Here is a 25,089-nt window from a genome sequence, read left to right on the forward strand (position 1 = left end):
GCTGCAACAGCGCATTACTCGCTTACGGCCGCGGCGCTTTCGCTGTAACCGCGCTTTTCTCGCTTACAGCTACCCTCACACTTCCGCACCGCGCTGCAACAGCGCATTACTCGCTTACGGCCGCGGCGCTTTCGCTGTAACCGCGCTTTTCTCGCTTACAGCTACCCTCGCACTTCCGCACCCGCGCTGCAACAGCGTTTTCCTCGCTTACTGCCGCGCCTCATCGCTGTAACCGCGCTTTCCTCGCTTACAGCTACCTTCGCACTTCCGCACCCGCGCTGCAACAGCGTTTTCCTCGCTTACTGCCTGGCCTCATTGCTGTAACCTCGCTTTTCTCGCTTACAGCTACCCTCGCACTTCCGCACCCGCGCTGCAACAGCGTTTTCCTCGCTTACTGCCGCGGCGCTTTCGCTGTAACGGCGCTTTTCTCGCTTACAGCTACCCTCGCACTTCCGCACCGCGCTGCAGCAGCGCATTCCTCGCTTACTGCAACACCGCTTCGCTGTAACCTCGCTTTCCTCGCTTACAGCTCCCCTCGCACTTCCGCACCGCGCTGCAACAGCGTTTTCCTCGCTTACAGCCACGCCGTTTCGCTGTAACCGCGCTTTTCTCGCTTACAGCTACCAATCAAGTTACGCTTGCCGCTCCAACCTCACTTTCTGCGGTTACAGCTACTTATGAGCTAGTTACTTAGAGGCCCTCATAAACCGGCAGCCCCTGGCAGCGCACAGGCGCCGCCAGGTCGCCTCAGCCCTTGCTGGCGCTAAACGCCACGCCTTCGATGAACCGCCGCTGGAAAATAAAGAACAGGACGAGCATCGGAATGACCGCCATGAACGCGCCGGCCGTGAGCACCGGATAGTCGGTGCCGAACATCGATACGAGCGTCGCAAGCCCTGCCGATAGCGTCAGCTTCTCGGGCGAGCTGTTGATGATGAGCGGCCATTGCAGATCGTTCCACGACCAGAGCAGCTGGATGATGACGATCGCGACGAGCGCCGACTTCACGAGCGGGAGCATGATGTGACGGAAGATCTGGAACGGATTGCAGCCGTCGAGCACGGCGGCTTCCTCCAGCTCCTTGGAGATACCGAGGAAAAATTGCCGCAGCAAGAAGGTGGCGAACGGACTGACGAGCGAGGCGATCCACAGCGCGGTCACCGTGTTGACGAGTCCCAATTTGCTCATCATCATGTATTGCGGCGTGTAAAAGACCGGGTTCGGCACCATCATGACCGAGATGATCAGGAAGAAGCACAGTGCGCTGCCCGGGAAGCGAATGCGCGCGAACGCGAAGGCCGCCATGGCGCTGAAAACGACGGGAAACAGTGTCTTCATAAATGCCGACATGAGCGTGTTCGCGTAGTAGTGCAGAAAAGGGGACTGCGCGAGCGCGTCCATATAGCCGCGAAGGCTCGGCTCGGCAGGGAACAGTCGAATCGGAATCTGGGTCGCCTCGGTCGTCGTCTTGAGCGACGTGAGGACCATCCAGAGGAACGGAAGCACCATGATGACGGCTCCCGCAATGAGTATCAAGTGAATGACGATATTGCTTCTACGCTTGGCAGAGGCGACGCCGCTCATATTCGTACCTCCTCAGTCGTAAACCACCCATTTTTTTTGCATCAGGAACTGGAAGCCGGTCAGGATCAGGTTGATGACGAGCAGGATGTTAACGATTGCCGCACCGTAATTCTGATCGTAGTAGATAAACGAGTTCTGGTAATAGGCGTACACGAGCGAGCGCACGGATGGCAGCGCGACGTTCGTCTTGCCGATGATCAGATAGATGCTGTCGAAAATTTGCGTGGCGCCGATGACGAGCACGATGGACGTAAAAAACAGCGTCGGCGTCAGCAGCGGGAGCGTGATATAGCGGAACTTTCGGAAGCCTACGGCGCCGTCGAGCTCGGCCGCTTCGTACAGCGGACGCGGGATCCCCTGGAGGCCGGCCAGAATCAGCAGCATGTTGAAGCCGATCGCGCCCCATACGCCTACGATCACGAGCGCGTACATGGCGAACCGTTTGTCCGAGATCCAGGCGATATGCGTGCCGATCGCAGAGTTCAGCAGGCCGTAGTCCTGCGCGAAAATAATGACCCATACCATCGCGGCCGCGGCGGCCATCGTGACCTGCGGCAGGAAGTAGATGACCCGGTAAACGGACCTGCCCTTGATCTTCGCATTCATCAGAACGGCGAAAAACGTGGACAGCACGATCGTCAGCGGCACGAACAGCACGACGTACAGCATCGTATTTTTAAGATTTTGCCAAAACTCGTCGTCCTTGAACAATCGCTCGTAGTTGGCGAGGCCGACCCAGTGATTGTCCATGCCAAAATTTTCGGACTTCAGGAAGCCCAGGTATACCGAGTAGATCGCCGGCCACAGCCAGAATACCAGCGTCCCGATCAAGGTAGGGGCGATCATCACGTAGGCCCATGCGTACCTGCTCTTTGCGTTCATTGCGTTCACCCCGTCATGGCCGAAGGCGTCCCGCGAGCGGGATCGCCTTCGACGATTTTACCTCTGGAGACGAAACTTACTTCGCGTCCGCGATCGCCTGATTCATCATTTCGGCGACCTTCTTGGCGCCCTCTTCGACCGAGATCGCGCCGCCCCATGCCTGGGACATGATCTCGCCCTCCTTGGCGAACCAGACCGGATACGACTTGGAGCCGCTCGGATAAGGGACCGCGTCCGCCGTCTGGTCGATGAACACCTGCAGGTTCAGGTCCGGCTTGGACTTCACCCAAGCGTCCTGCGTGCCGTTGAACGCCGGGATCGCCGCACCCATTTGCGCCGTGATGTCCGCCGCTTCCTTCGAGCCGAGGAACTTCAGGAACTGCCACGACTCTTCCTTGTGCTTGCCCTTCGCGGACATGACGTTGCCGAGGCCGTTGATGATGTTGCCGCGCTTGACCTTGCCGTTCGGCAGCTTCGCCCAGTCATACTTGCCTTTGATGACGTCGCTGCTGGCCAGGTTGCCGTTGTCCCACGATCCGTCGAAAATCATCGCGAGCTTGCCGGACTTGAACATCTCGACCGCGTCCGTGTCGGTCATCTGCTGGTGCGTCGGCGAAGCCTTGTCGAGGATCAGCTGGTAGCGGGCCTTGAGCGCCTCGATGGTCGCCGGCTCGTCGTAGCCGGATTTGGTCATATCGGCGTTCAGGATGTGGCCGCCGTTGGCCAGGATATCGTTCCAGTAGCCGGCCTGCGTATCCAGCTTGGCGCCGAAGCCGTAGATGCCCTTATCCGGCTGACTGAGCTTCTTGGCGACTTCGGCTAGCTTCTCGTAGGTCCACGTATCGTCCGGATACGGAACGCTCGCCTGATCGAACAGCTCCTTGTTGTAAGCGAGGCCGATCGTATCGAAGTCCTTCGGAATGCCGTAATTCTGCCCGTCGAGCGTGTAAATCGACCCGAGGTTCGCGGCGTAATTGTTCAGGTCGATCTCGCCGGCCTGTACCTTGTCGGTGATCGGCTCGAGGAATTGGCCCGTCGCGTACTTGATGAACTGACCGCCGTGCATCCAGAAGACGTCGGGCAGCGTGCCTGCCGGCGCGGCCGCGGACATCTTGGTCCAGTAGTCGCCCCACGGGATGACGTCGACCTTGACCTTGATGTTCGGGTTCTGGTCGGTGAACGCCTTGGCGATCGCCTCCATCGCCGGCTGCTGGTTCTTGTCCCAGATCGTGTACGAGATCGTGACGGCTTTGCCGCCGTCGCCGCCTGCCGGCTTGCTCGCCGCGGGGCTCGAGGCGCCTCCAGCCGAAGCCGGCGCGCTGCTTGCCGCGCCCTCTCCGTTGTTCGAATTGCCGCCGCAGGCCGCCAGTGCCAGCGAAGCGACGAGCAGCACGCCTGCCGCCGAAGCCGCTTTCGATTTCTTTGTTGCGTTCATCGTGATATCCCCCTCGTTTTTGGCTGATGATCGTCGTGAGCTCTTGACGCTCTCATCATAAGCCACGGGATTTGCGCGTTGATATGCCCCGATTTTAAGATTGCGGCCACATTTTTTAGATCCGCTTTCCAGCCGTCAGCGTTGTCTGCATAATTACAACTGAAGCAAAAATCAGCTGAACGAGGACGCAAAAAACGCCGGCATCCGCCCGCATCCGTCCGTTACAGACAAGGAGAATGAAGTCATGACCGACCTATCGATCGCCAGGCTGCCCGACGAATATTGGTGGGGCGGCGTTATCAACGAAGGCAGCGCGATGCCCTTTGGACAAACGGTGCATACGAGAGATCTGCGCATGACCGATGACAATCAGGCTTCCCCCCTGCTGCTGTCCAGCCAGGGCCGATACGTCTGGAGCGAGGAGCCGTTCGTCTTCCGCGCGGACGAGGAAGGGCTGTCGATCTCGCCCGGCGCCGGAGAGGTCGTTCTTGAAGAAGGACACGGCTCGCTGAAAGGCGCCTATGCGCATGCAAGCCGCGTGCATTTCCCGCCGTCCGGCCGGATTCCCGACGCGCTCGCCTTCACCGCGCCGCAATACTGCACCTGGGTCGAGATGTTCTATGCGCCCACGCAAGACAAGATCATTCGTTATGCGGAGTCGATCCTCGCGAACGGGCTCCCGCCGGGCATCCTCATCGTCGACGACAACTGGATGAAGGACTATGGCATGTGGGACTTTGACAAGCACCGGTTCCCCGATCCGACTGCCATGGTCGCAGAGCTGCACCGTCTGGGCTTCAAGGTGATGCTATGGATGTGCCCCTATGTGAGCGCGGACAGCACGATTTTCAAGGAGCTTGGAAGCGGCGGGCTGCTCATGGTGGGCCAGGACGGAGCGCCCGTGCTTCGCCAGTGGTGGAACGGCTACAGCGCCGTCGTCGACTATACGAAGGCGGAAGGCGCGGCTTGGTTCAGGCGGCAGATGGATCGGCTGATCGCGGACTACGGCGTCGACGGCTTCAAGCTCGACGCAGGCGAGCCGATCCTGCCGGACGCGCCCGACGTGACGCAGCCTGTCGCGTGGACGCGTCCGCTGCGCCAGCTCGAGGATTGCGAAGCTTACGCTTCGCTTGGCGTCGGCTACTCGCTCGTCGAGCTGCGCATGTGCTGGAAGCTCGGCGGGCAAACGCTTATCCAGCGCCAGCGGGACAAGACGCACACGTGGGACGCGAGCGGGCTCGGCGGCCTGATCCCGAACGCCATCGTGCAGGGGCTGCTCGGCTACGCGTTCAACTGCCCCGACATGATCGGCGGCGGCATGGACGGCGACATCAACTCGCCCGACTTCCGCTTCGACAGCGAACTGTTCGTCCGATATGCGCAGTGCGCCGCGCTTTTCCCGGTCATGCAGTTCTCCATGGCGCCCTGGCGCGTGCTGAGCGGCGACGAGCTGGCCTGGTGCCTAGACGCCGTGCGGCTGCGGACCGAGCTCGGCGAGGAGCTGCTCGCGCTCGCCCGCCAGGCAGCGGTCGACGGCCTGCCGATGCTGCGCAGCCTGGAATTCGAGTATCCGGGCCAAGGCTACGCGCTCGTGCAGGATCAGTTCCTGCTTGGATCGGACCTGCTCGTCGCGCCGGTCGTCGTCAAGGGACAGACGGCCAGAGTCGTCCATTTCCCCGAAGGTCGCTGGAGAGGCGACGACGGCAGTCTTATCGAAGGCCCCGCCGTATTGGAGATTAAAGCGCCCCTTTCGCGGCTGCCGTGGTATCGTAAGCAGTAGGCGAATGCAAAAAATCGCAAGAAATCGCAAGGCCGTGCAAGGAATCGAACCATGGGGGGAGCCTGCATGTACGAACTGCTCATCGTCGACGACCACGCTCACCTCGTGGACAGCCTCGAGCGCAACATGTCCTGGCAGGAGCTCGGGATCGGCAAGGTTCACAAGGCGTTTTCCGGCGAAGAGGCGCTCGAATTTTGCAAGACCAGCCCCGTCGATATCGTCCTGACCGATATCCGCATGCCCGGCATCTCCGGCCTGGAGCTGATCCAGCAGCTCAAAAAATACGACAAGCACTTTAAAAGCATTCTGCTGTCCGGGTACGGGGAATGGGATTATGCGCAGGAGGCGATCCGGCAGCAGGTCGACGGCTACCTGCTGAAGCCGGTCGATCATGAGGAGCTGGCCGGCACGGTGCGCCGGCTGACCGAGGCGCTTCGTCTCGAATGGGACGAACGCGGCAGGCAGCAGAAAGCGATGGATATGGTCCGCGAGCACATGCCGCTGTTCAGGGAAAAGCTGCTGACGGATCTGCTGCAGGGGCGGAAGCTGCCGCAGGAGCTGCTGGAGGAGAAGCTGGCCTACTACCAGCTGCCGTTTCGCCCGGAAGACCTGGCCGCGATGTGCCTGGTGCGCATCGAGTCGTCCGCGGATGAGCTGAACTGGCGGGACCAGTCTCTGCTCGCCTCCGCCGTCGCCAACATCGCGGAGGAGACGTTTTCCGACCTGTTCCATGTCTGGCACGGCCGCGATGCCTACGATTACGAGGTGTTCATTCTCAAAGTCCGGGAGGAGACGTGGCTGGCGCAGGACCCCGAGCCGGAACGCGCCCGGCAGCAATCGTTCGAGCATTTGGCGTCGCGGCTGCAGCAGCATGTCAGGCAATTTCTGAAGAGCAGCATCTCGGTCGTCCTGAGCGATTGGCAGGTCATGTCGAGCGGCCTGCGCGGCATGTACCGGGATTCGCTGGCCGTATTCGCCCGCCAGCTCGGCGGCGGTACCGATCTGCTCATCCGCCTGCAGGATGCCGCCACGCGCGAGATGCCCTACCGCATTCACAGCCTGTACGAGTCGCCGACGTTCATTCAGCTGTCCGAGATCGGCCAGTGGGAGGCGATCCGCTCGAAGTGGGACACGGTCTTCCAGGAGGTCGCCGACAAAGGGATGGAATCGCGGGAGACGCTGCTCGAGCTTTATTATCACGCGATGGGGGCCTTCAGCTTTTTTGCTCACAAAAACGGGCTTAGCCTGCATGACGTCCTCCCGTCCGAGCCCGACAAGCCCGGCGACGCCGGCCGGTTCCGCCATATGCGCCAGCTCCAGGACTGGGTCGCGCACACGCTCGAACGGCTGCAGGAGATGACCAAGAGCGAATGGAACAACGAGCAGGCCGCGCTTATCCGCAAGGTGCAGCAGTTCATCGCGGAACGGCTCGCCGATGCCACGCTCCAGTCGGCGGCGGACCACGTCGGCCTGCATCCGGCATACCTGTCGTCGCTGTTCAAGAGCAAGATGAGCGAAAACATCAGCGATTATTTGTACCGCGCACGCATGCAGCGGGCGCGCGAGCTGCTGCTCGAGCAGCCCGAGCTCAAGGTCAGCGACGTCGCTTCGGCGATCGGCTATCACAAGCCGCAGTATTTCATCAAGCTGTTCAAGGAGCACTACGGGCTGACGCCGCAGGACTACCGGATGAAGTCCTCCTGACCGATCCCGGAATAAACGAAACGGCCTTCGTCCTTAACGTTCAGGACAAAGGCCGTTCTATGCCGCTGGCCGCCTCCGAAATTCTAGTACGTGCCGAGCGTGGCGCCCGACGTGATCGCGTAATCGGAAGTCAATACGACCTTGTACGTGCCGGAAGGCTGGCTGCTCGCAAGATTGTACCACCCGCCGACGGTCTGGCCCGGGCCGATGTAGGCGGAGTTGCTGCCGACATAGACGTCTCCGGCCGTCGTGACGCGATACAGCGTCATGTTCATGGACGTGCCGTAAACCGAGCTCGTATTGGTCCAGGCGCCCCCGACGCGAATATTGCCAGATGCCAACGCGCTCGTCCACGTTCCCGAGAAGGCCTGGGTTGTCGCGGTAATTGAGGCGGATGCCGATTGACCCGTGCTATTTAGCGCGACTATCCGGACCGCGTAGGCTCGGCTCGGCGTACCGCCGAACGTATACGAGGTGCCGGTCGTGGTGCCGAGCAGCACATTGTCTCTGTACACTTCGTAGCTTATGGCATTGGAGGCCGTCCACGATAAATTCACGGACGAATACGTACTCGTATACGCAATCGATGGCGCCGTCGGAGCCTGTGCGCAGCCGAGCGTGGTGGCCGCGGCCGAAGTCGTCCCGTACCCGCTGCCGCCGGCAACGGTGAACGTATAGGCGGTGCACGGATTCAGTCCGTTGACGATCATTCCGTTGCCCGCATAGGTCGTCAGATAGCTGCCGTTCTGATAGACGGTCACGACGCCTTCGCCGGGCTGAAGCGTCCAGTTCAGCTGAAGCGAATTAGCCGTGACATTGGTGACGGACGCGCCTACCGCGGCGTTGGCCGTCGCGGCAGGAAGCGTCGCCGCCGCCACCAAGGCCCCCAATAACCATTTGCGAATTTTCATCATACACGTCCTCCGTTTTGATATGGAATCATTTGAATAGAAGCAACGATAATCTAACATGCCGCCGATCGCCAAACAACCAATATAATCTATTTATGTAATATCGCGCATATTTTCCGTACAATCGCACACGAAGAAAACCCATCATAGTCCGAGCCGAAGAGGCGCTATACTGCGTTACCTGCCGATTGTTCTAACCTGTGGACAAAGGAGTCTCCGGTGGGACTTCTTGCGGGGCAGTCGTGGGTCCGAGCGGCAAAAGAGTCTCGGCTGGGACTTCCGGCGAAGCATTGTCTCGTCGGCCGGACAAAGAGGTCCCCATCGAGATTTCTTGCAAAGCAGTTGCGAGTCCGAGCGGCAAAGAAGTCCCGGCTGGGACTTCTTGCGGAGTGTCGTCTGATCGGCGGGATAAAGAAGTCCCGGCTGGGACTTCTTGCGGAGCGTCGTCTGATCGGCGGAATAAAGAAGTCTCGGCTGGGACTTCTTGCGAAGCGTCGTTTGGTCGGCGGGATAAAGTAGTCTCAAGTGGGACTTCTTGTGGAGCGTTGTTTGATCGGCGGAATAAAGTAGTCTCAAGTGGGACTTCTTGTGGAGCGTTGTTTGGTCGGCGGAATAAAGTAGTCTCAAGTGGGACTTCTTACGAAGCGTCGTCTGGTCGGCGGGACAAAGAAGTCTCCATCGAGACTTCTTGCGAATCCATTGCGAGTCCGAGCGGCAAAGAAGTCCCGACTGGGACTTCTTGCGCAATGTCGTCTGGTCGGCGGTACAAAGAAGTCTCCGTTGAGACTTCTGGAGGAACGTCGTATGATCGGCGCTAAAAAAGACGCCGGCGCGCTGCGCCGGCATCCAGAACCGCTATCCGTCCCAAACGGCAAAATCGTCATACCGCGCATCTGCGAATCGGCTGTCCAGGCCGGCCTTGCCCGCCGCGAACTTGTTGTCCGTCCCGGACACCTCCAGGATGCCGTTCACGTAAAGCTTGAGCGAAGTACCCTGAACGACGGCCTTGAACGTATACCATTCTCCCGTCTGGAGCGTATACGCCTTGCTGCCCAATCCGGTATTGGCGCCGGCTACCCGCCGGTAGATGGTCAGGCTGCCGTTTTTGTAGCCGAGAAAATAATAGTTGTCCTTGTCGGCAAATCGGAGGCGAATGCCCGCATTCGGCGAATTGGTGGAAGACCAGCTGTTCACCTTCACGCGCGTCTCCACGGTGTAATCGGTCCAGGAGGCGCTGCCGACGGCGGAAGAGTTGTCGAAGGTCGTGCCGGAATTGTAAACGCGGCTCCCGTCATTCACGACGTTCCAGGTACCCGTGACGACCGACCAGTCGCCGGCTCCGCTCTCGAAGTTCGAGAAGTGCAAATAATGCGGCGTCGTCATCGCGACCGGCGCGCTGGCCGCGGACACGTTGCCGCTGTCATCGTAAGCCGCTACGGTATAAGCATAGGTCGTCGACGAATCGATGCTCGTATCCGCATATTGGGTTCCGCTTACGACTGCGACCTGTACGTTATCCCTGTACACCTTGTACCCGGCCAGTTTGCGATCGTCCGTAGACGCCGCCCACGTCAGCCTGACCGACTTCCCCTGCAACGCTGCGGCGACGCTGCCGGGCACGGACGGCGGCGTCACGTCCGGGTCGAGCGTCGTCACGCAGGCGCCGCTTCCGCCGGAATCGTTGTTCGCGGCGTCGTAGGCGAGCACGTAATAGTAGCCGTCGGCAGATGCGGGCACGCCCGAATCCGTATAAGCCGTCCCGGAAGTCGTACCGATCTGCGAGCAGTCCCTGAATACGGCGTAATAGTCGACGCCGGTGTCGTCTTCGGATGCGTTCCAGCCGAGCTCTACGGTACCGGCAGCCGTCTCGTAGGCGGTCAGTCCAGAGGGCGCGGTCGGCGCGGTCGCGTCCGAAGCGCTCGCCTGAGCGGACATCAGCATCGCGGCGACGAGGCCCAGCACAAGCGCCTTATAGGTCGTTTTGCCATGGGATCTTGTCTTCATGCCAGCAAGCACATCCTTTCTCTCCTTATTGGGTGACGGTAAAATCGTCGAACCGCGAATCGCCGAACCGGCTGTCGACGCCGGCTTTGCCTTGCGCGAGCTTGTCATCGGTCGCGGTCAGCTCCAGGCTGCCGTTCACGTACAGCTTGAGCGACGTCCCCTGCACAACGGCTTTGAACGTATACCATTCGCCCAATTGAAGGCTGAATGGCTTCGAGACTTTGGCGGCGTTCGCGCCCGCCACCCTTCTGTAGATGGTCAGGACATTGTTCTTGTAGCCGAGAAAGTAGTAATTGTTGGCGTCCGCGAACCGAACGCGTATGCCCGCGTTCGGCGAATTGGTCGAGGTCCAGCCGTTCACCTTCACGCGCGTCTCCGCGGCATAATCGGTCCACGTATCGCTTCCGATCGCGGCCGAATTATCGTAGGTCGTGCCCGACTTGTAAACGCCGCTGCCGTCGTTGATTACGCTCCAGGTTCCGGTAACCGCCGTCCATCCCGCGGAGCCGCTCTCAAAATCCGAGTACGACACGAAATTCGGCGTCGCGATCGTGAACGGCGCGCTGGCCGCGGACAGATTGCCGCTGGCGTCGACGGCTTTGACCGTATACGAATAAGACTTCGACGATTCGATCGTACCGTCCGTATACGTAATACCGGAGACCGATGCGATCTCGCTGCCGTCCCGGTACACCTTGTACCCGCTCAAGCTCCGGTCGTCGGTCGCGGCCGTCCACGACAGCACGATCGACTTGCCGGTCTGCACGCCCGTCGGCGCGCCCGGCACGGTCGGCGGCGTCACGTCGGGAGGCGGGACGGACCGGCATGCCCCGAGTCCGCCCGATCGGTTGCCCGCCAGGTCGTAGGCGACGACCGAATAAAAATACCGGCTGGAAGCCGTGAGGCTCGTATCGGTATACGAAGTGCCGTACGTCGTGCCGACCGGCAAGCAGTTGCGGTATACCTCGTATTTGCCGACCCCGATATCGTCACTCGACGCCGTCCAGTTCAAATCGACCGAATAACTGGCCGTCGACACGGCCGTCAAGCCGCGCGGCGCGGTCGGGGCGCTCGTATCGGCGGGCGTCGGGCCGCTGACCGATACGGACAGATCGCTTTGCGCGAGGTCGAGCGACAAGGTCAGCTGCCCGTCATTGGACGAAGCGGACGTCTCCGTCGTTCCGTCGCTCCAGGTCAGCGTATAATTCGTATCGGGCGCCAGCCCGTTTATCGTCACCTGACCGGATACGGCAGCCGCATCGCGCGGACTGGACGCCCACAACGTAAAGCCGTTGTTTTCCTTGGCATAGCGGGCATTGACGGCCTGACTGAAAGCGAAGCGCAGGTTCGGAATCGTCAATGCGTTCCCTTGAATCATCATCGCGTTCGCCAGATTCGTGCCGTTCATCGTATACACGAGCGAACGGGCATTCGAGGCGGCATAGGGGGTCGTAATCGCGCCCGTGCCCGCGGTGCGGAACGACAGGTAGTCCGTTTTTCCGCCCGCCCGCGCCACCGTCATTTTCGTGCCTTCCGCATCTTTGACGACCGTCGGCTTGACCAGATCCGCCTCGCCGTTCAACTTCGGGTAGAAGACGCCCAGGAAGTTCGTCGCCGTCGACGGCACCGAATTGCTGACACTCAGATTCGTGCCCATCTCCGCTTTGCGCGCCGGACCTACGGTCGCCGTCAAGGCGTCGGGTTGAAGCATGAACAGCTGCATGCTGTCCGTACCCTGCGTAATCCGATAACCGCCGCTCGCGTCTCCGGTCCACGTACCGTTGCTGTTGTACAAAAATTGATACGTGCGCTCCCCGCCGCTTGACGCCAGGTCGTCGAACACGACGGCATACCGGCCGTCGACGAACAGCAGATTGCGATCCATCTTGCTCATGTTCGGGTAGGCGTTATGCAGGTCCCCCGTCGTAAATCCGTAGCCCGGGCTGCCGAAAAACTCGGTAATGCGCGCGTCGTCCCTCATGCCGGCAGTCGGCTGGAAAAAGGCGATCGCGCCTTCCCCCGATTGTCCGACTCCGTCGACCAGAAGCGAGTTGACGTCCTTCGTCCAGCGGTCGACCTTGTCATAAGGCGGATATTCCGCCCAGCGCTTGCCGGCGAATTCAATGTACAGATTGCCGGCGTCGGGCCGATCGTGACCCACGTTGATATAAGTGCCGTCCGGACTGATCCGGTCTCTCCACGCATTAAGCTTGTGCCCGCCCGAAGGACCGCTTTTGAACGATACGCTCAGATCGTTCGCTCCCCAACCGGTGCGAAAATTCGCCATCTCCAGGTCCGGGAAGTATCGCCAGGGCTCGTAAGGCGTGCTGTCCGGAACGAGGGAGTCGTCATAGTAGAGGAAATTCCATACGTCCCAGGCGAACGAATTCGGATCGACCGCATAAGCGGACTTGGCCGCGGCCTGAAGCTTGGCGTCCCCGTATTTCGATGCGACTTTGAACAGAAAATTGTTGAAATACCCCGTGCCGTTGGAGTCGTCGGCATACGGCACAAGGCGCTTGTAGCCCGGACCGTAACCGTAAAGCTTGAACAAGCCCATGTTCCGAACGGACTCGTTCCACAGGCTTCCGTCGCCGGTGACGGATTCGTAGGTGGTCAGGGAACGGACGATATGCTCGTCGCCGAAGGACATGTACTGCATCCCCTCGTGCTGGGAGCCGTCGGGCGCAATCTCGTCCAGGAGCGTCTCCAGCTCCTGCTCCGCGAATGCGTACATCGTCGCGACTGCCGGATCGCCGACATCGCCGAGCACGGCGGCCGTCCCCGTCAACAGCCCCTCGATCCGGAATTGCCGGTGATTGTTCTGGTAGTCGCTTTTCCAATAAGCGAGCGTGCCGCTCGTATGATTGAAAAATTCGTCGTACAGCTTCTTCGACTGCAGCTTCAGTTTTAAGGCGATCTGGGCGCGCTCGCTCTCGCTAAAGGCATCGTAGCCCCAGTCGTAAGCGAATCCGACGCCGATCAGCCCGCATGCGTTGCCCATCGAACCGCCGTAATCGACGGACTCGTTGCCCCAGAAAGGCCGGTTGACGACATCGAGCACGTAGCTCCTCAGCTTCGTCTTGTACGCGTCGTCCTTCGTCAAGTAATAGGCCATCGCCAAGGTCGGAAAGCGGAAAGAGACGACTTCCCAGTCGTAATCGGAGCCATAGCTCGACGTGAACCAGTTGACCGTATCCGGGAACCCGTTGGCCTTGGCGATGATGGAGGCGTAGTAGGTCTGGTAATCGGCATCTTCCGTTCTCCGCGACAATTCGCTCGCGGTGGCCGGATTCACGATCAGCCGCGGATGGACGCCGATGAGATCCGAGCGGAACGAAGTGCCGTTCGCGAAGGGCGCCAGCGTGACGGATACCGGACTGGCGTCGGCCGAATGGTTGCCAGAAGGATCGAAAGCGCTTACAGAATACGTGTAAGCAACGCCGGGCTTCACTTGCGTATCGGTATAATTCGCCGAGGTCGTCATGGCGAGGGCGCTGCCGTCGCGGCGCACGATATAACCCGCCACGACATCGTCGTCCGTCGAAGCCGACCACGCGAGATTGACCTGTCCGGGCGGCGACTCTGCCGCGGTCAGACCGGTCGGAACCGTAGGCGCCTGCACGTCCGACGGAGGCGGAGTCTCCTGAATCGAGATATCGTCGAAGCTGACGTCTCCGTATGCGGTAAGCAGCCCCAGCTTACCCGCGGAAAGGGCCGTGTCGATCGCGGATAAAATCTCCGTTCCGTTCATCGACAGCTTCAGCCGCGAATGGTCGGACACGGCCTTCAGCGTATACCAGGTGCCGGCATTTAACGTATACGGCACGCTGGCGAGCACCGTCATCGCGCCGGCTACTTTTTTCTTGATGTTCAGCACGCCAAGGTCGTAGGTGAACAGATAATAATTGTTCGTATCCGTATAGCGGGTCACCAGGCCAACGGTCTGGAACTGGGTCGAGCCCCAGCTGTTCAACTTGAATCTCGCAGTAGCCTCATAATTGTCCCAGTCTTGTTGGCCGTAAACCGTACGCGCGATGGAACTTGCGGCGGAGGACCGATAAACCTCGGACTCGTCGTTCACGACGGTCCAGGGACCATTAACGACGGTCCATCCGTCCGCGGCACCGTCCTCGAAGTTCTCCGCGTACGGGAGCGAAGGCGTATCCGCATGGGCATTGCCCACGCGGGCGCCGGGTATGGCCGGTATCGACGAAACGAGAAGCATCATCACTAACAGTCCGGAGAGCATCGACTTGTTGCGCAGCCATTTCCACGCCATCCATGAACCCTTCCTTTCGTCACTTCAGATTGTCGCCGCAAAATAAAGTTAACCAATCCAAATACAAGGCTTTAAACCATCACCTCCTCTCGTCCGATCTCCGAATGAGGGCCGAACCTTTTTGAATCGATCAACGCCCCGCTAGCCTTTAACGGAACCGAGCAGCATTCCTTTCACGAAATACTTTTGAAGATACGGATACACGGCCAAAATCGGAACGATGCTGATCACGACCGCGGCCATCTTGATGCTCTCCGGCGACGAAGCGAGATCCTGCAGGCCCGGCTGGTTGGCGAGCGAATCTTCGCGGAGCATGCCGTTCAATACGACCTGCAGCACGCGCTTGCTCTGGTCGTTGATGTACAGGACGCCGGGCAAAAACTCGTTCCAGCGGGATACGGCGTAGATAAGACCGATCGTGGCGTTCACCGCGCCCGACAGCGGAACGACGATTCGCAGCAGCACGTACCAGTCGCCCGCCCCGTCCATCTTGGCCGATTCGATCAATTCGGAAGGAATGCCCTTGTAAAACTTGATCATGATGAGCATGTTGTACACGCTCACCGCGGACGGCACCATGAGCGCCCACAAGGAATCGATCATATGGAGCTGCTTGATCACGATATAGGTCGGGATCAGTCCGCCGTTAAACAGCATGGTGAAAAAAATAAGCGAAAACAGAAATTTGCGGCCGCGCAAGCTCTCTTTGGACAGCGGATAAGCGCAGCCGATCGTGAGCAGCATGCTAATCAACGTGCCGAAAACGGTAACGATAATCGTGTTTTTGAACCCCGTGTAGAGAAACGGCTGGGTCAGCACGTATTTGTAGGTCGACAGCGAGAAATGCGACGGATACAGATTAAGCTTGTTGACGGATGCGCGCAGCGGATCACTTAGCGAGAACATCAGCACATACCAGAAAGGATAGAGCATGACGATGCCCGTCAGGATAAAAAACAAATACAGGAACAGGACGGAGAAACGCATGCGGCGAGTGCGGTTCATTCACATCAATCCTTCCTCGCCGAATTTTTTGCTGATCCACTGCGCGCCCAGGATCAATACCAGCGCGATCAGGGAGTTGAACAGCCCGACGGCTGTCGCGAAGCTGTAGTTGCCTTGCTGCAAGCCGAACTTGAAGACGAACGTGTCCAGAATCTCGCTGACTTCGAGTACCGCGGAATTTTGCATGACGAGGATTTGCTCGAACCCGGCGTTCATCAGCAGGCCGATGCGCAGGATCAGCAGCAGCACGATCACGTTCCGTATGCCCGGCAGCGTGATATGCCAAGTCTGCCTCCATTTACTCGCTCCGTCGACCGTTGCCGCTTCGTAAAGGCTCGGATCGACCTGCGTCAAGGCAGCCAAATAAATAATGGTCCCCCATCCAAGATCCTTCCAGATGTCGGAGGCGACCAGGATGATCCGGAAGGCTGTGGGATCGGCAAGCAGATTTTTCGGCTCCATGCCGAACCATTCGTATACGATCGACAATACGCCGTTCGTCGGCGACATAATGGTGAGCACGATACCGGAGATGACGACCCACGAGATGAAGTGAGGCAGGTACAAAATCGTTTGAACGTACTTTTTAAAATACCGGTTGCCAAGTTCGTTCAACAGCAGCGCGACGACGATCGGCGCGGGAAATCCGAACAAAATCTTATAGACGCTGATCTGCAGCGTATTGCCGAAAATAACCCAGAAATCCGAATACGCGAACACTTCCTTGAAGGTATCCCAGCCGACCCACTCGCTCTCTCGGATGCCGCGGAAAATATCGTAGTCTTGAAAGGCGATGACGATGCCGTACAAGGGAACATATTTAAATATGATAAAAAACAGCAGGCCGGGCAGCAGCATCAAATACAGATGTCTGTCTTTATAGATCGGATGAAGCCGGGATGATCGCTTCGTGGCCGGCTCCTCGCGCTTGTACGTATGAACCGTCTCCATATGGAACTCCTCCTGGCAATGACCAGGGAGAAGCGGACCGGCAGCCGCTCCGCTCCCCATGGACCGTATTACTGATCTTCGTAATCCGAAGCGACTTTATTGCTTGTTTTTCTCTTGATAAGCGTCGTTAAACGCTTGCGTCAGCGCATCGCCGCCCCGCTTTTTCCACTCCGCCACGTAATCCGCGAACATGTTGTCGATCGGTCCGTCGCTCATGATCATCTTGACGTATTGCTGGCCGGTATACTGATCCAGCTCGACCTGCTTCGTATTGTTCTCTACGACGAGTCCGTCCGCCGGATCTTTGTAACCGATCTTGTGCGCGTAATCGAACAATTCCCGGTAACGTGGCGAGGTCTGGTCGTACAGCGCATTGAAGGCGAGCCTTAATTGCCCGATTCCTTCTTGCTTCATCTGATCGTCCGTAATCGTTTTTGTCAGCAGGTCGCCTTCAACCTTGTAATCCACGCCTTCTTCGCCATAGTTCATATACTTGTTGCCTTCGTCGGAGGCGAGGAAATCCAGCACGCGCAACGCAGCATCGACATGGGGCGAACTGTTGAGCACGGCCGTCTTTAACCATCCCCGCCGCGTCAGCATGCGAAATCCGACGCTGTCCCCGGGACCCTTCAGGATGCCGCCCTCGACGAACTCCGCATTCGGGTTATTCTGCTTCAACGGTTCGTAATAATTGTTCAGATTGGAGCTGTCCATCAAGAAGTACCGGTAGACCGGGGCGCCGATGACGCCTTTGAGCACTTTGTCCTTGAAGCGGGCGCTGTTGTCGGTGACGAATTCGGGATCGATCATTTTACCCTTGTACATTTTATTGAGGAATTTGAGCGCATCGAGCGCGCCTGGGACGATGGAGCCCCATACGAGCTTGCCGTCCTGCAAGAGCCAGGAATTCGGCAATGTCCCGTATGCGCCGAACACCTGGTCCGACGTCGACAGATCGAAGCCTCCGTTCGCGGTCCAGCCGCTAAGCGCATACGTATCCTTCTTCCCGTTGCCGTCGGGATCTTTGTTGGAAAAGGCGTCCGCTACCGCGTAGTACTCGTCGATCGTCGTCGGCACCTTCAGTCCGAGTTTGTCCAGCCAGTCCTTGCGATAGATCGGAATGTTGTCGATGGCGCTTCCGCGGATCGGTATGGCGTAGACGTTGCCGTCGCTATGCTTCATGGCGTCCCAGATGCCGTCCTCCCCGAACTTTTGCAAGTTCGGCGTTTTGTCGAAGGAAGCGTTGAGGGGAAGCAGCAGTCCCGATTTGGTGAATTTCATCTCGAGGGCATCGGTGCCGAGCTGAATGATATCCGGCTTGTCCCCGGACGCCAGCATAATCTGCAGCTTATTCTCGAAGTCCGCACCCGGAATCGCGGTGATTTCCAGCTTGGTATTCGTTTTCTCCTCGATATAATGCGTCGTCTTGTTGTCGAACGAGACCCCCGGGTACATCTCGATCACCGCGAGCTTAAGCGTCGTCGGCGCCTCTTTGCTGGCTTCGGCAGACGCGGGGGACGCCGTAGAGGAAGACGATGGCGATGGCGAAGACGATGACGACGGCTTTACGGACGATTCCGAATTGCCGTTCGATGAACAGCCTGCGAGGACCGAGGCGGCAATCGCGACGAGCATGACCTTTTTATACGTATTAGGCAACGCTACAACCTCCTTTTGATTTCCCACCCTTGAGCATGCTGAAAGCATAAATGGCCGGCCAAACGTTTTTGAAAAGGCTTACAGTGCACTGTGCCCTTAGTATAGGCGGGAGACGCCCCGAGCTGTAAATGATCGATTTCTCCGATTTATCGCAATTACGACGATACCGGAAGATTTGATCGTTTTCGGCGTCCCGGTGTTATCCGATCGTCTTCCTGCTCCGTCTGTATTCCAGCGGCGTCATCTTATACGCCTTTTTGAAGAAGCGCATGAAGCTTTGAATGTTGTTGTATCCGACCGCCAGTGCCACATCCTGGATTTTGACATCCGGATCGAGGACGAGATGGCCAGCCGCCTTCATCCTGACCTGGGTGATATAGTCGTATATGGTCATGCCCGTCTCGTTTTTAAAGATCGTGCTCAAGTAGCCGGGACTCAAATAGACGTTCGTAGAGATCTCCTTCAAAGAAAGATCCTCCCGGTAATGCCGTTCGATAAAATCCATCGTCTTGGCGATCGTCTCCGTGTGCTGCTTTCGCTTGAGAACGGCGGCTGTCTCCATACAGTCGTGAATGAATCGCGCGATTAACGCCTCCAGCCGCGTGAGCGTGTCTGCCTCATGGATGTCTTTCCAGAGCGTCTGTACGTCGATGCCCGCTTCCTCCGGCTTCCCGCCGACCTCGGATAAGGCGTCCATCAGGTTCGAACAGACCTGGAAAATCACGTATTTAATATAGTCGATCGAATAGGACAGCTCGGTCAACGTACCGGTGAGCGAAGCGAGCGCAGCCGCAGCCTTTTCTGCGTTTTGCGAACGAATGCTCTCCAGCAGGTTTTGCTCCTGCTGCTTGGGGTAGAACGCGCCCCGGTCGACGATCGGCCGGATCGTTTCGCTAACGATCATTTCGTTTTTGCCGACAAAAAATTTATGGTTGAGCAGCTGCAGCGCTTCCTGATAAGCGAGAAAAAGCTTGTCCAGGCTGTCGAATATTTTGCTCACCGATATCGTCAGCTCGGCGTCGCCGCGGTTCAGCCTCAGCTTCAACCGATTGAATAGATCGATCAGCTCGTTTTTGTCCCGCTCCGAGTTCACGATGGCAACCAAACGGCGCTCGCTCATGATCGACAGCAGCATCGATTCCTCGCATTCGAGGAAAAAAGCCTCGATGTCCCCGATCACACGGTCGGTCAGCTCTGTATTCTCGAAGTCGAGAACGGCGACGACATAATGAGGTTTGTGGAGACTGATCCCTAGCAGCTGGATCACCGCGCCCAGCTTCTCTTCATCCCACACTTTGCCGCTCAAAAGCTCGAACACGGAATGCTGCTTAATGTAGGGGTAGGCCATATCGAATTGGGATTGCAGCTCGCGGTTTTGCTGGTACAGCGTGTTTACGGCGCTGCCGATCATCGCATATTCGTCTTTGCCTTTGCCCGAAGCGGGATTCGTCCGCCTTCGAATGTCGGCGACAAGCTGCGCAAGCGGTCTATATAAATAGAAGGAAAACAGCCCGGCCATGACGAGGGAGATCGACAGCACGATTAGAACGGTAGACAGCAGAACGCGACGAAGCAGCCTGGTCGAATCCACGACCTGCTCGTACGGCTGGGAATAGACGATCGTCCACCCAAGCGCATCCGAGCGCGTCATGCTTAAGTAATAGTCGGTATTGCCAAAGGTTCGGTTGATCGACGTCCCGTCGGCATTGCGCATCTGGGTCAATTGATCGCGAAGAAGACGTTCCTCGATGCCGCTATGATTCAGGATGAGCCGGTCCCGATCGTCGAAAATGAGCAGATTCATCGGGGAGGCCATGCCCCTCGTCTGCTCCAGACTCTCCGAGAAATCGCGGTAATCGATATTGACCGCGACCTCCATCGACTCTCCGCTGTACACGTTGCGGAAGGTCCGCAAGAGACTGACCAGGCTCCGGTTCGACGCGCCGATCGCGCCCCCGGTTCGCGGCGGCAAAACGGTATAATCGCCTTGGACGTCAACTTTAAGCACTTCAGGATCGTAAAAGTTGTCCAGGCTGTATTTCGCATCGGACAGTACGTAGTTTTTCGTTTTGTTGATCAAGTACAGGGAGGCGACATGCTTGTTGGAGCTGACGATTTTATCGAAGAAACGAAGGACGCCCGACATCGCTTCCGCCTGCTCGGGATACGTTTCGTTCGGCTCGAACAATTTCCACACTTCATCGCTGGCGATGATTTGATTCGACAAATAGACGAGCTCGGATATTTGCCGTTCCATGTACAGCTTTTTCTCGTTAAGCAATATCGTGCTGGAAACGTCCGCCTGTCGGATGATATGCGCCGTGCTAAAGTTCATGGCTAAATAGCCGATCGAAATCGCCGGCATGCTGATGGCGATTACAAACATCAGCAAAATTTTATAAAACGACTTTTGCCTCGCAAAACGGTTCAAAGCGACCACCCTCCCGATCACGAATAAAGCGCATTCATTCTATGTTTTCTTGAGTATATGCCAAACCTTGAGCCGCGATAAATGTACAAATCCGACGATTATGCAAAAATACGCCGATCGTCGGAATCGAGACGGATTGAAAGAATCGATTCTTTACGTTCAGGAGCGCCCCTCCATATACTTATGCACGTATGGCTCCCAATCCTTTTCGAATCCGATTACAAACAAGGCCGCATGATTTAAGGGGGATTAGCGAACGTATGAAACTGCTTCATATTGGCAATGCCGACTCGCGTTTCCCGGAAGCCGGTCCGTTCGTCGACGCCTTGCGGGAAATCGGCGAGCTGACCGTCCTACGGAACGGAGACGCGTTAACGGACGAAGCGCGCGCGGCGCTCATTCGGGAATGCGATGTGCTGCTGACGTTATGGGGATCGAGCCGCGTACCCGAACAGATCGCCGAAGCGCCGGGCCGATTGTCCTACATCTGCAATATTTCCGGCGGAATCTCCCACTGGATCCCGCTCTCGATCGTCGAAGCGGGCATTCCGGTCACCAACTGGGGAGACGCGGTGGCGCCCGAAATGGCGGAAGCGGCAGTGACGCTGCTGCTGGCCGTATTAAAGGAACTGCTCCCTCAGCAGCTGCATGTGCGCGAAGGCGGCTGGCATCGGCCCGACCGCCGCATGGGCACGATGTACGGGCTGCGAATCGGCATCTACGGCATGGGTGCGATCGGCCGGAAGTTCGTCGATTATGTGCGTCCCTACGAATGCCGGATCCGCTACTACGATCCGTATCTGCCGCCCGCATCGGCGCCGGCCGGCTGCGAGGCGGCGGAGAGCCTCGAACGGCTCGCGGAGGAGAGCGACGCGCTGGTCATTCATGCCGGCCTGACCGAGGAGACGCGCGGCGCGGTGAACGCCGCCGTACTGGCCAGGCTGCCCGACTACGGCATCGTCATCAATACGGCGCGCGGAGACATCGTCGAGCAGGACGCCTTGTTCGCCGAGCTGAAGACGGGCCGCCTGCGGGCCGGACTCGACGTGCTGGCGGGAAGGGACGCGCTTGAACCGGACCACCCGGCGCGCGGCTGGCCGAACGTTCTTTTTACGGCGCACGATCTCTTCTCGGCCAACTGGCAGAAGCCGCCGCTCGAAAGGTACGAGGCCGTTTGCCTCGAAAATTTGATCCGCCACAGCCAGGGAAAGCCCCTCCTGCATCGATTCGACCGGGATCGCTATTTGCGCAGCACCTGACGAACCTGCAAGGGCGATCGCAACAGCATTTACAGACAAGGAGGATGCAGAAATGAAGCTGTCCTTCACCACGCTCGGCTGTCCGGATTGGACGTGGGAGCGAATCGTCAACGAAGCCTCCCGGCTGGGCTATGACGGCGTAGAGCTTCGCGGCATCGCGGGAGAGCTGCGACTTGGCCGCTGCGAAGCGCTGCGCGAAGCGCGGCTGGAAGCTTCGCTGGCTTATGCAAGAGAGCGCGGCATCGCGATATGCTGTCTGGATACTTCGTGCGCGTTTCACGACGAGGAACGGTTCGATGAAGCCATTGAAGAAGGCATGGAGACGATCGATCTGGCCGTACGCATGGGCGTCTCTTCGATCCGCGTGTTCGGCGATTCGATCGCGGACAACCGCCGCGAACAAGAGATCGTTGCACGAGTGGCGCGCGGGCTTCAAACGCTCGGCGAATATGCGGAAGACAAAGCCGTTCAAGTGCTGCTCGAGACGCACGGCGACTTTTCTTCGTCCGATCGGGTACGCGAGGTGCTTCGGCAGACGTCTTCACCCGCCATCGGCATCATCTGGGACATCCACCATACAATCAAATACGGCGGCCATGAAGCTCCGGCGGAAACGTGGCGAAAGCTGGGCGGCTACATTCGGCATGCGCACATCAAGGATGCGCTTGGCGCACGGCCCGTTCTCTTGGGCGAGGGCGACCTGCCGCTCCCGGAATGGATCGCGCTGCTGCGCGAGGTTGACTATGACGGCTGGTTGTCCTTCGAATGGGAAAAACGTTGGCATCCGGAGATTGTAGAACCCGAGGTTGCATTTCCGGCCTTCATCGACTACGTACGCCGCTATCTTTAAATACATTCAAGTATGGGAGTCCGCAAATGTTCGTATGGCAGCTTGTATTGACGAGCCTGTTGTGGGCCGGTAACTTCGTGGCCGGCAAATGGACGGCCGGACATGCCTCGGCGATGATGCTGTCCGAATTGCGATTCGGGATCGCGATCCTCGTCATTCTCCCATTCGTGTGGATAAAGGAAACACGCCTGCTCCCGCCTCGGAAGGCCATCCCTCTCCTGCTTGGCATGGGCGCGACGGGCGTGACTTTGTTTAACGTGCTGCTGTTCGAGGCGCTTGCGCATACGTCGGCTGCCAACACGGGATTGTTGTCGACGCTTAATCCTGCCGCGATCGCCTTGATTTCGTTCCTGGCGTTCGGTCATCGTTTGACCCTGCGCCAGGCTGCCGGCATGATCGTCTCCTTCGCGGGCGTCGTGATCGTACTTACCCGGGGGGACTTGGAGCGGCTGCTCGCCCTCCAATTCAATCGCGGCGACCTGATGATGATCGGCGCCGTGCTGTTCTGGGGCTGCTACACCATCCTGTCCCAAAAAGCGATGGCCTACGTGTCGCCGCTTGCCGCAACGCTGTGGTCCGGCATTTTCGGCCTGGCGTTCATGCTGCCTTTTAACATCATGCAATTCACGTTCACGTTAGTAGATGCCACGCCCGCGTTCTGGGCAGCCATGATTTATATCGGCGTCGGTGCCACAGTGATTGCCTCGCTGCTTTGGAATCTGGGCGTCAAACGAATAGGCGGCACGCATGCAGGCATCTTTCTGAATTTAAACCCCGTATTTACCTCTTTGCTTGCCTTCCTGTTGCTGGACGAACGAATGAACGCCTCGCAATGGATCGGTACGACGGTCGTCATTGGCGGCATGCTGCTGTTCTCGACGACTCACCAAAGACGCAAGCAGCCTCGCGCCGACTCCTATTCTGAACAGTAACAATCCTGCTATTTTATCACACGATTATGCTAGATTTTGCGCAGCGAAGCGCCGCCTGACGACCAGCGCACATGCCGAAAACGCTTACTTTTAAAAAAATCCACCAACCTTAAAATTAGGTCTTCCCGTGCGCCCAAATGGGTGTATAATCGCCTTGTTTGCTTAAACGACATTGCGACTTCAGTACAAACGGGAACGGGTGGTCAATCAACATGTTCGAAGTCAAGTGGTTGTGGAAGAACCTGGAGGGCAACCGCGCAAGATATATATTCGCGCTCTGCCTGTCCGTCATCGGATCGTCGCTCACGATCGCGAATCCGTACCTGAGCCAGCGCATCGTCGATACGTTTATCGCCGGCGACGACGCGGTGCAGAACCTGACGGGGAAGCGAGGGCTGCTCATCGCGCTCTGCCTGGGCATGATCGGCTTCTCGCTGCTGCGCACGGGGCTCGCGTACGTGACGATGATGCAGTACGAGCGCGCCTCGCAGAACATGCTTTACAACGTCCGCATCTTCCTGTACAACCAGATCCAGCGCCAGGACCGGGAGTACTTTGATCGCAACCGCACGGGCGACCAGATGACGCGGATGACCGGCGACCTCGAGATGGTGCGGCACTCGCTCGCCTGGATCGTGAAGACGATCGTCGAGTCGCTCACGATCTTTATCGCGGCCGTCAGCTACTTCTTCTATATTGACGCGACGCTGACGTGGTGGCTGCTCTTGCTCGCGCCGCCGATCTTCGTCACGGCCTATCTGTTCGCGAAGCGCGTCCGCCCGATGTACGTGGGCCTGCGCGAGCGCCTCTCCCAGCTGAACTCCTCCACGCAGGAAAATATTGCGGCCAACCGCGTCGTCAAAGCGTTCGCGCGGGAGGAATACGAGATCGAGAAGTTCCGCGAGCGCAACGCGAACTATCAGCAGGCGAACAAAGCCGCCGCGATGGTGTGGCTCGACTATTTTCCTTATCTCGAATCGTTCGCGCAGGCGTTTAACGTCGTCCTCATGATCGCGGGCGGCATCCTGGTCATGAACGACCGCATCACGTTCGGCGAATTCGCCGCGTTCTCGGCGCTCATCTGGGCGATCTCCAACCCGATGCGCAGCATCGGCATGATCATCAACGACATCCAGCGGTTTTTCGCCAGCCTGACCAAGGTTGTCGAGATCTACTACGCAGTCCCCAAGATCGCGGGCGGGCGCAAGACGGGCGCCGGCGATCGCTTCAAGGGCAGCATCCGGTTCGATCACGTCACCTTCAAGTACGACAGCGCGACGGTGCTGAGCGACGTCAGCTTCACCGTTCATCCGGGCGAGACGGTCGCGATCATGGGACCGACCGGCGCGGGCAAGACGGCGATCGTCGGGGGCGGGGGCGGCCGCGGTATTTTATATGCGCTGCTTGCCGGCGCGAAGCA

Annotated in this window: 16 protein-coding genes; 6 read left to right on the forward strand and 10 right to left on the reverse strand. The window is 58.4% G+C overall.

Going from position 1 to position 25,089, the window contains the following annotated elements:
- Positions 1 to 747: 747 nt before the first annotated feature.
- The 3 genes from KVT38_RS02045 to KVT38_RS02055 form a co-directional block, all read right to left on the reverse strand.
- On the reverse strand, positions 748 to 1,584 hold the full coding sequence (locus KVT38_RS02045; protein WP_217592024.1) for a carbohydrate ABC transporter permease: 837 nt from the start codon (positions 1,582 to 1,584) through the stop codon (positions 748 to 750).
- A gap of 12 nt (positions 1,585 to 1,596) precedes the next feature.
- Positions 1,597 to 2,466 carry a carbohydrate ABC transporter permease gene (locus tag KVT38_RS02050; RefSeq protein ID WP_217592025.1) on the reverse strand — a complete coding sequence of 290 codons (870 nt, stop codon included), beginning with the start codon at positions 2,464 to 2,466 and terminating at the stop codon, positions 1,597 to 1,599.
- A gap of 76 nt (positions 2,467 to 2,542) precedes the next feature.
- Positions 2,543 to 3,901: an ABC transporter substrate-binding protein gene (locus KVT38_RS02055; protein WP_217592026.1), complete on the reverse strand. Its 1,359-nt coding sequence runs from the start codon at positions 3,899 to 3,901 to the stop codon at positions 2,543 to 2,545.
- A 244-nt stretch (positions 3,902 to 4,145) separates the two neighbouring features.
- Here KVT38_RS02055 and KVT38_RS02060 point away from each other — a divergent pair, with 244 nt between their 5' ends.
- Together KVT38_RS02060 and KVT38_RS02065 are read left to right on the forward strand one after the other, a co-directional pair.
- The gene (locus tag KVT38_RS02060) at positions 4,146 to 5,681 is read left to right on the forward strand and encodes a glycoside hydrolase family 31 protein (protein WP_217592027.1); all 1,536 of its coding nucleotides are present in this window, start codon (positions 4,146 to 4,148) and stop codon (positions 5,679 to 5,681) included.
- A gap of 66 nt (positions 5,682 to 5,747) precedes the next feature.
- On the forward strand, positions 5,748 to 7,385 hold the full coding sequence (locus tag KVT38_RS02065; RefSeq protein ID WP_217592028.1) for a response regulator: 1,638 nt from the start codon (positions 5,748 to 5,750) through the stop codon (positions 7,383 to 7,385).
- 83 nt (positions 7,386 to 7,468) lie between these two features.
- On the opposite strand, the gene KVT38_RS02070 is transcribed toward KVT38_RS02065, so the two are convergent.
- The 7 genes from KVT38_RS02070 to KVT38_RS02100 all read right to left on the reverse strand — a co-directional run bounded on the left by KVT38_RS02070 (position 7,469) and on the right by KVT38_RS02100 (position 20,628).
- On the reverse strand, positions 7,469 to 8,296 hold the full coding sequence (locus tag KVT38_RS02070) for a fibronectin type III domain-containing protein (protein WP_217592029.1): 828 nt from the start codon (positions 8,294 to 8,296) through the stop codon (positions 7,469 to 7,471).
- Positions 8,297 to 9,151: 855 nt separating this feature from the next.
- Positions 9,152 to 10,300, reverse strand: coding sequence for a 3-keto-alpha-glucoside-1,2-lyase-like domain-containing protein (locus KVT38_RS02075; RefSeq protein ID WP_217592030.1), 1,149 nt, complete (start codon positions 10,298 to 10,300; stop codon positions 9,152 to 9,154).
- A gap of 25 nt (positions 10,301 to 10,325) precedes the next feature.
- Entirely contained in the window at positions 10,326 to 14,582 is a 4,257-nt protein-coding gene (locus KVT38_RS02080) for a 3-keto-alpha-glucoside-1,2-lyase-like domain-containing protein (RefSeq protein WP_217592031.1), read from the reverse strand.
- Positions 14,583 to 14,723: 141 nt separating this feature from the next.
- Positions 14,724 to 15,587, reverse strand: a complete 864-nt coding sequence (locus tag KVT38_RS02085; RefSeq protein ID WP_217592032.1) for a carbohydrate ABC transporter permease — start codon at positions 15,585 to 15,587, stop codon at positions 14,724 to 14,726.
- Positions 15,588 to 16,538 (reverse strand): ABC transporter permease, encoded by a 951-nt coding sequence (locus tag KVT38_RS02090; protein WP_217592033.1) that lies wholly within the window; start codon positions 16,536 to 16,538, stop codon positions 15,588 to 15,590.
- A gap of 96 nt (positions 16,539 to 16,634) precedes the next feature.
- Positions 16,635 to 18,197, reverse strand: a complete 1,563-nt coding sequence (locus KVT38_RS02095) for an extracellular solute-binding protein (RefSeq protein ID WP_217592034.1) — start codon at positions 18,195 to 18,197, stop codon at positions 16,635 to 16,637.
- Positions 18,198 to 18,396: 199 nt separating this feature from the next.
- On the reverse strand, positions 18,397 to 20,628 hold the full coding sequence (locus tag KVT38_RS02100; RefSeq protein WP_217592035.1) for a helix-turn-helix domain-containing protein: 2,232 nt from the start codon (positions 20,626 to 20,628) through the stop codon (positions 18,397 to 18,399).
- A gap of 260 nt (positions 20,629 to 20,888) precedes the next feature.
- Between KVT38_RS02100 and KVT38_RS02105 the strand changes: the two genes are divergently transcribed.
- The 4 genes from KVT38_RS02105 to KVT38_RS02120 all read left to right on the forward strand — a co-directional run.
- Positions 20,889 to 21,887: an NAD(P)-dependent oxidoreductase gene (locus KVT38_RS02105; RefSeq protein WP_217592036.1), complete on the forward strand. Its 999-nt coding sequence runs from the start codon at positions 20,889 to 20,891 to the stop codon at positions 21,885 to 21,887.
- Positions 21,888 to 21,939: 52 nt separating this feature from the next.
- A complete protein-coding gene (locus KVT38_RS02110; RefSeq protein ID WP_217592037.1) occupies positions 21,940 to 22,737 on the forward strand; it encodes a sugar phosphate isomerase/epimerase family protein in 798 nt (265 codons plus the stop codon).
- A gap of 26 nt (positions 22,738 to 22,763) precedes the next feature.
- Positions 22,764 to 23,669, forward strand: coding sequence for a DMT family transporter (locus KVT38_RS02115; RefSeq protein WP_217592038.1), 906 nt, complete (start codon positions 22,764 to 22,766; stop codon positions 23,667 to 23,669).
- A gap of 212 nt (positions 23,670 to 23,881) precedes the next feature.
- On the forward strand, positions 23,882 to 25,089 hold a 1,208-nt coding region (locus KVT38_RS02120), incomplete at its 3' end, for an ABC transporter transmembrane domain-containing protein (RefSeq protein ID WP_254638912.1).

It is taken from the genome of Cohnella sp. GbtcB17 (assembly GCF_019091135.1).
Lineage (GTDB): Bacteria > Bacillota > Bacilli > Paenibacillales > Paenibacillaceae > Cohnella.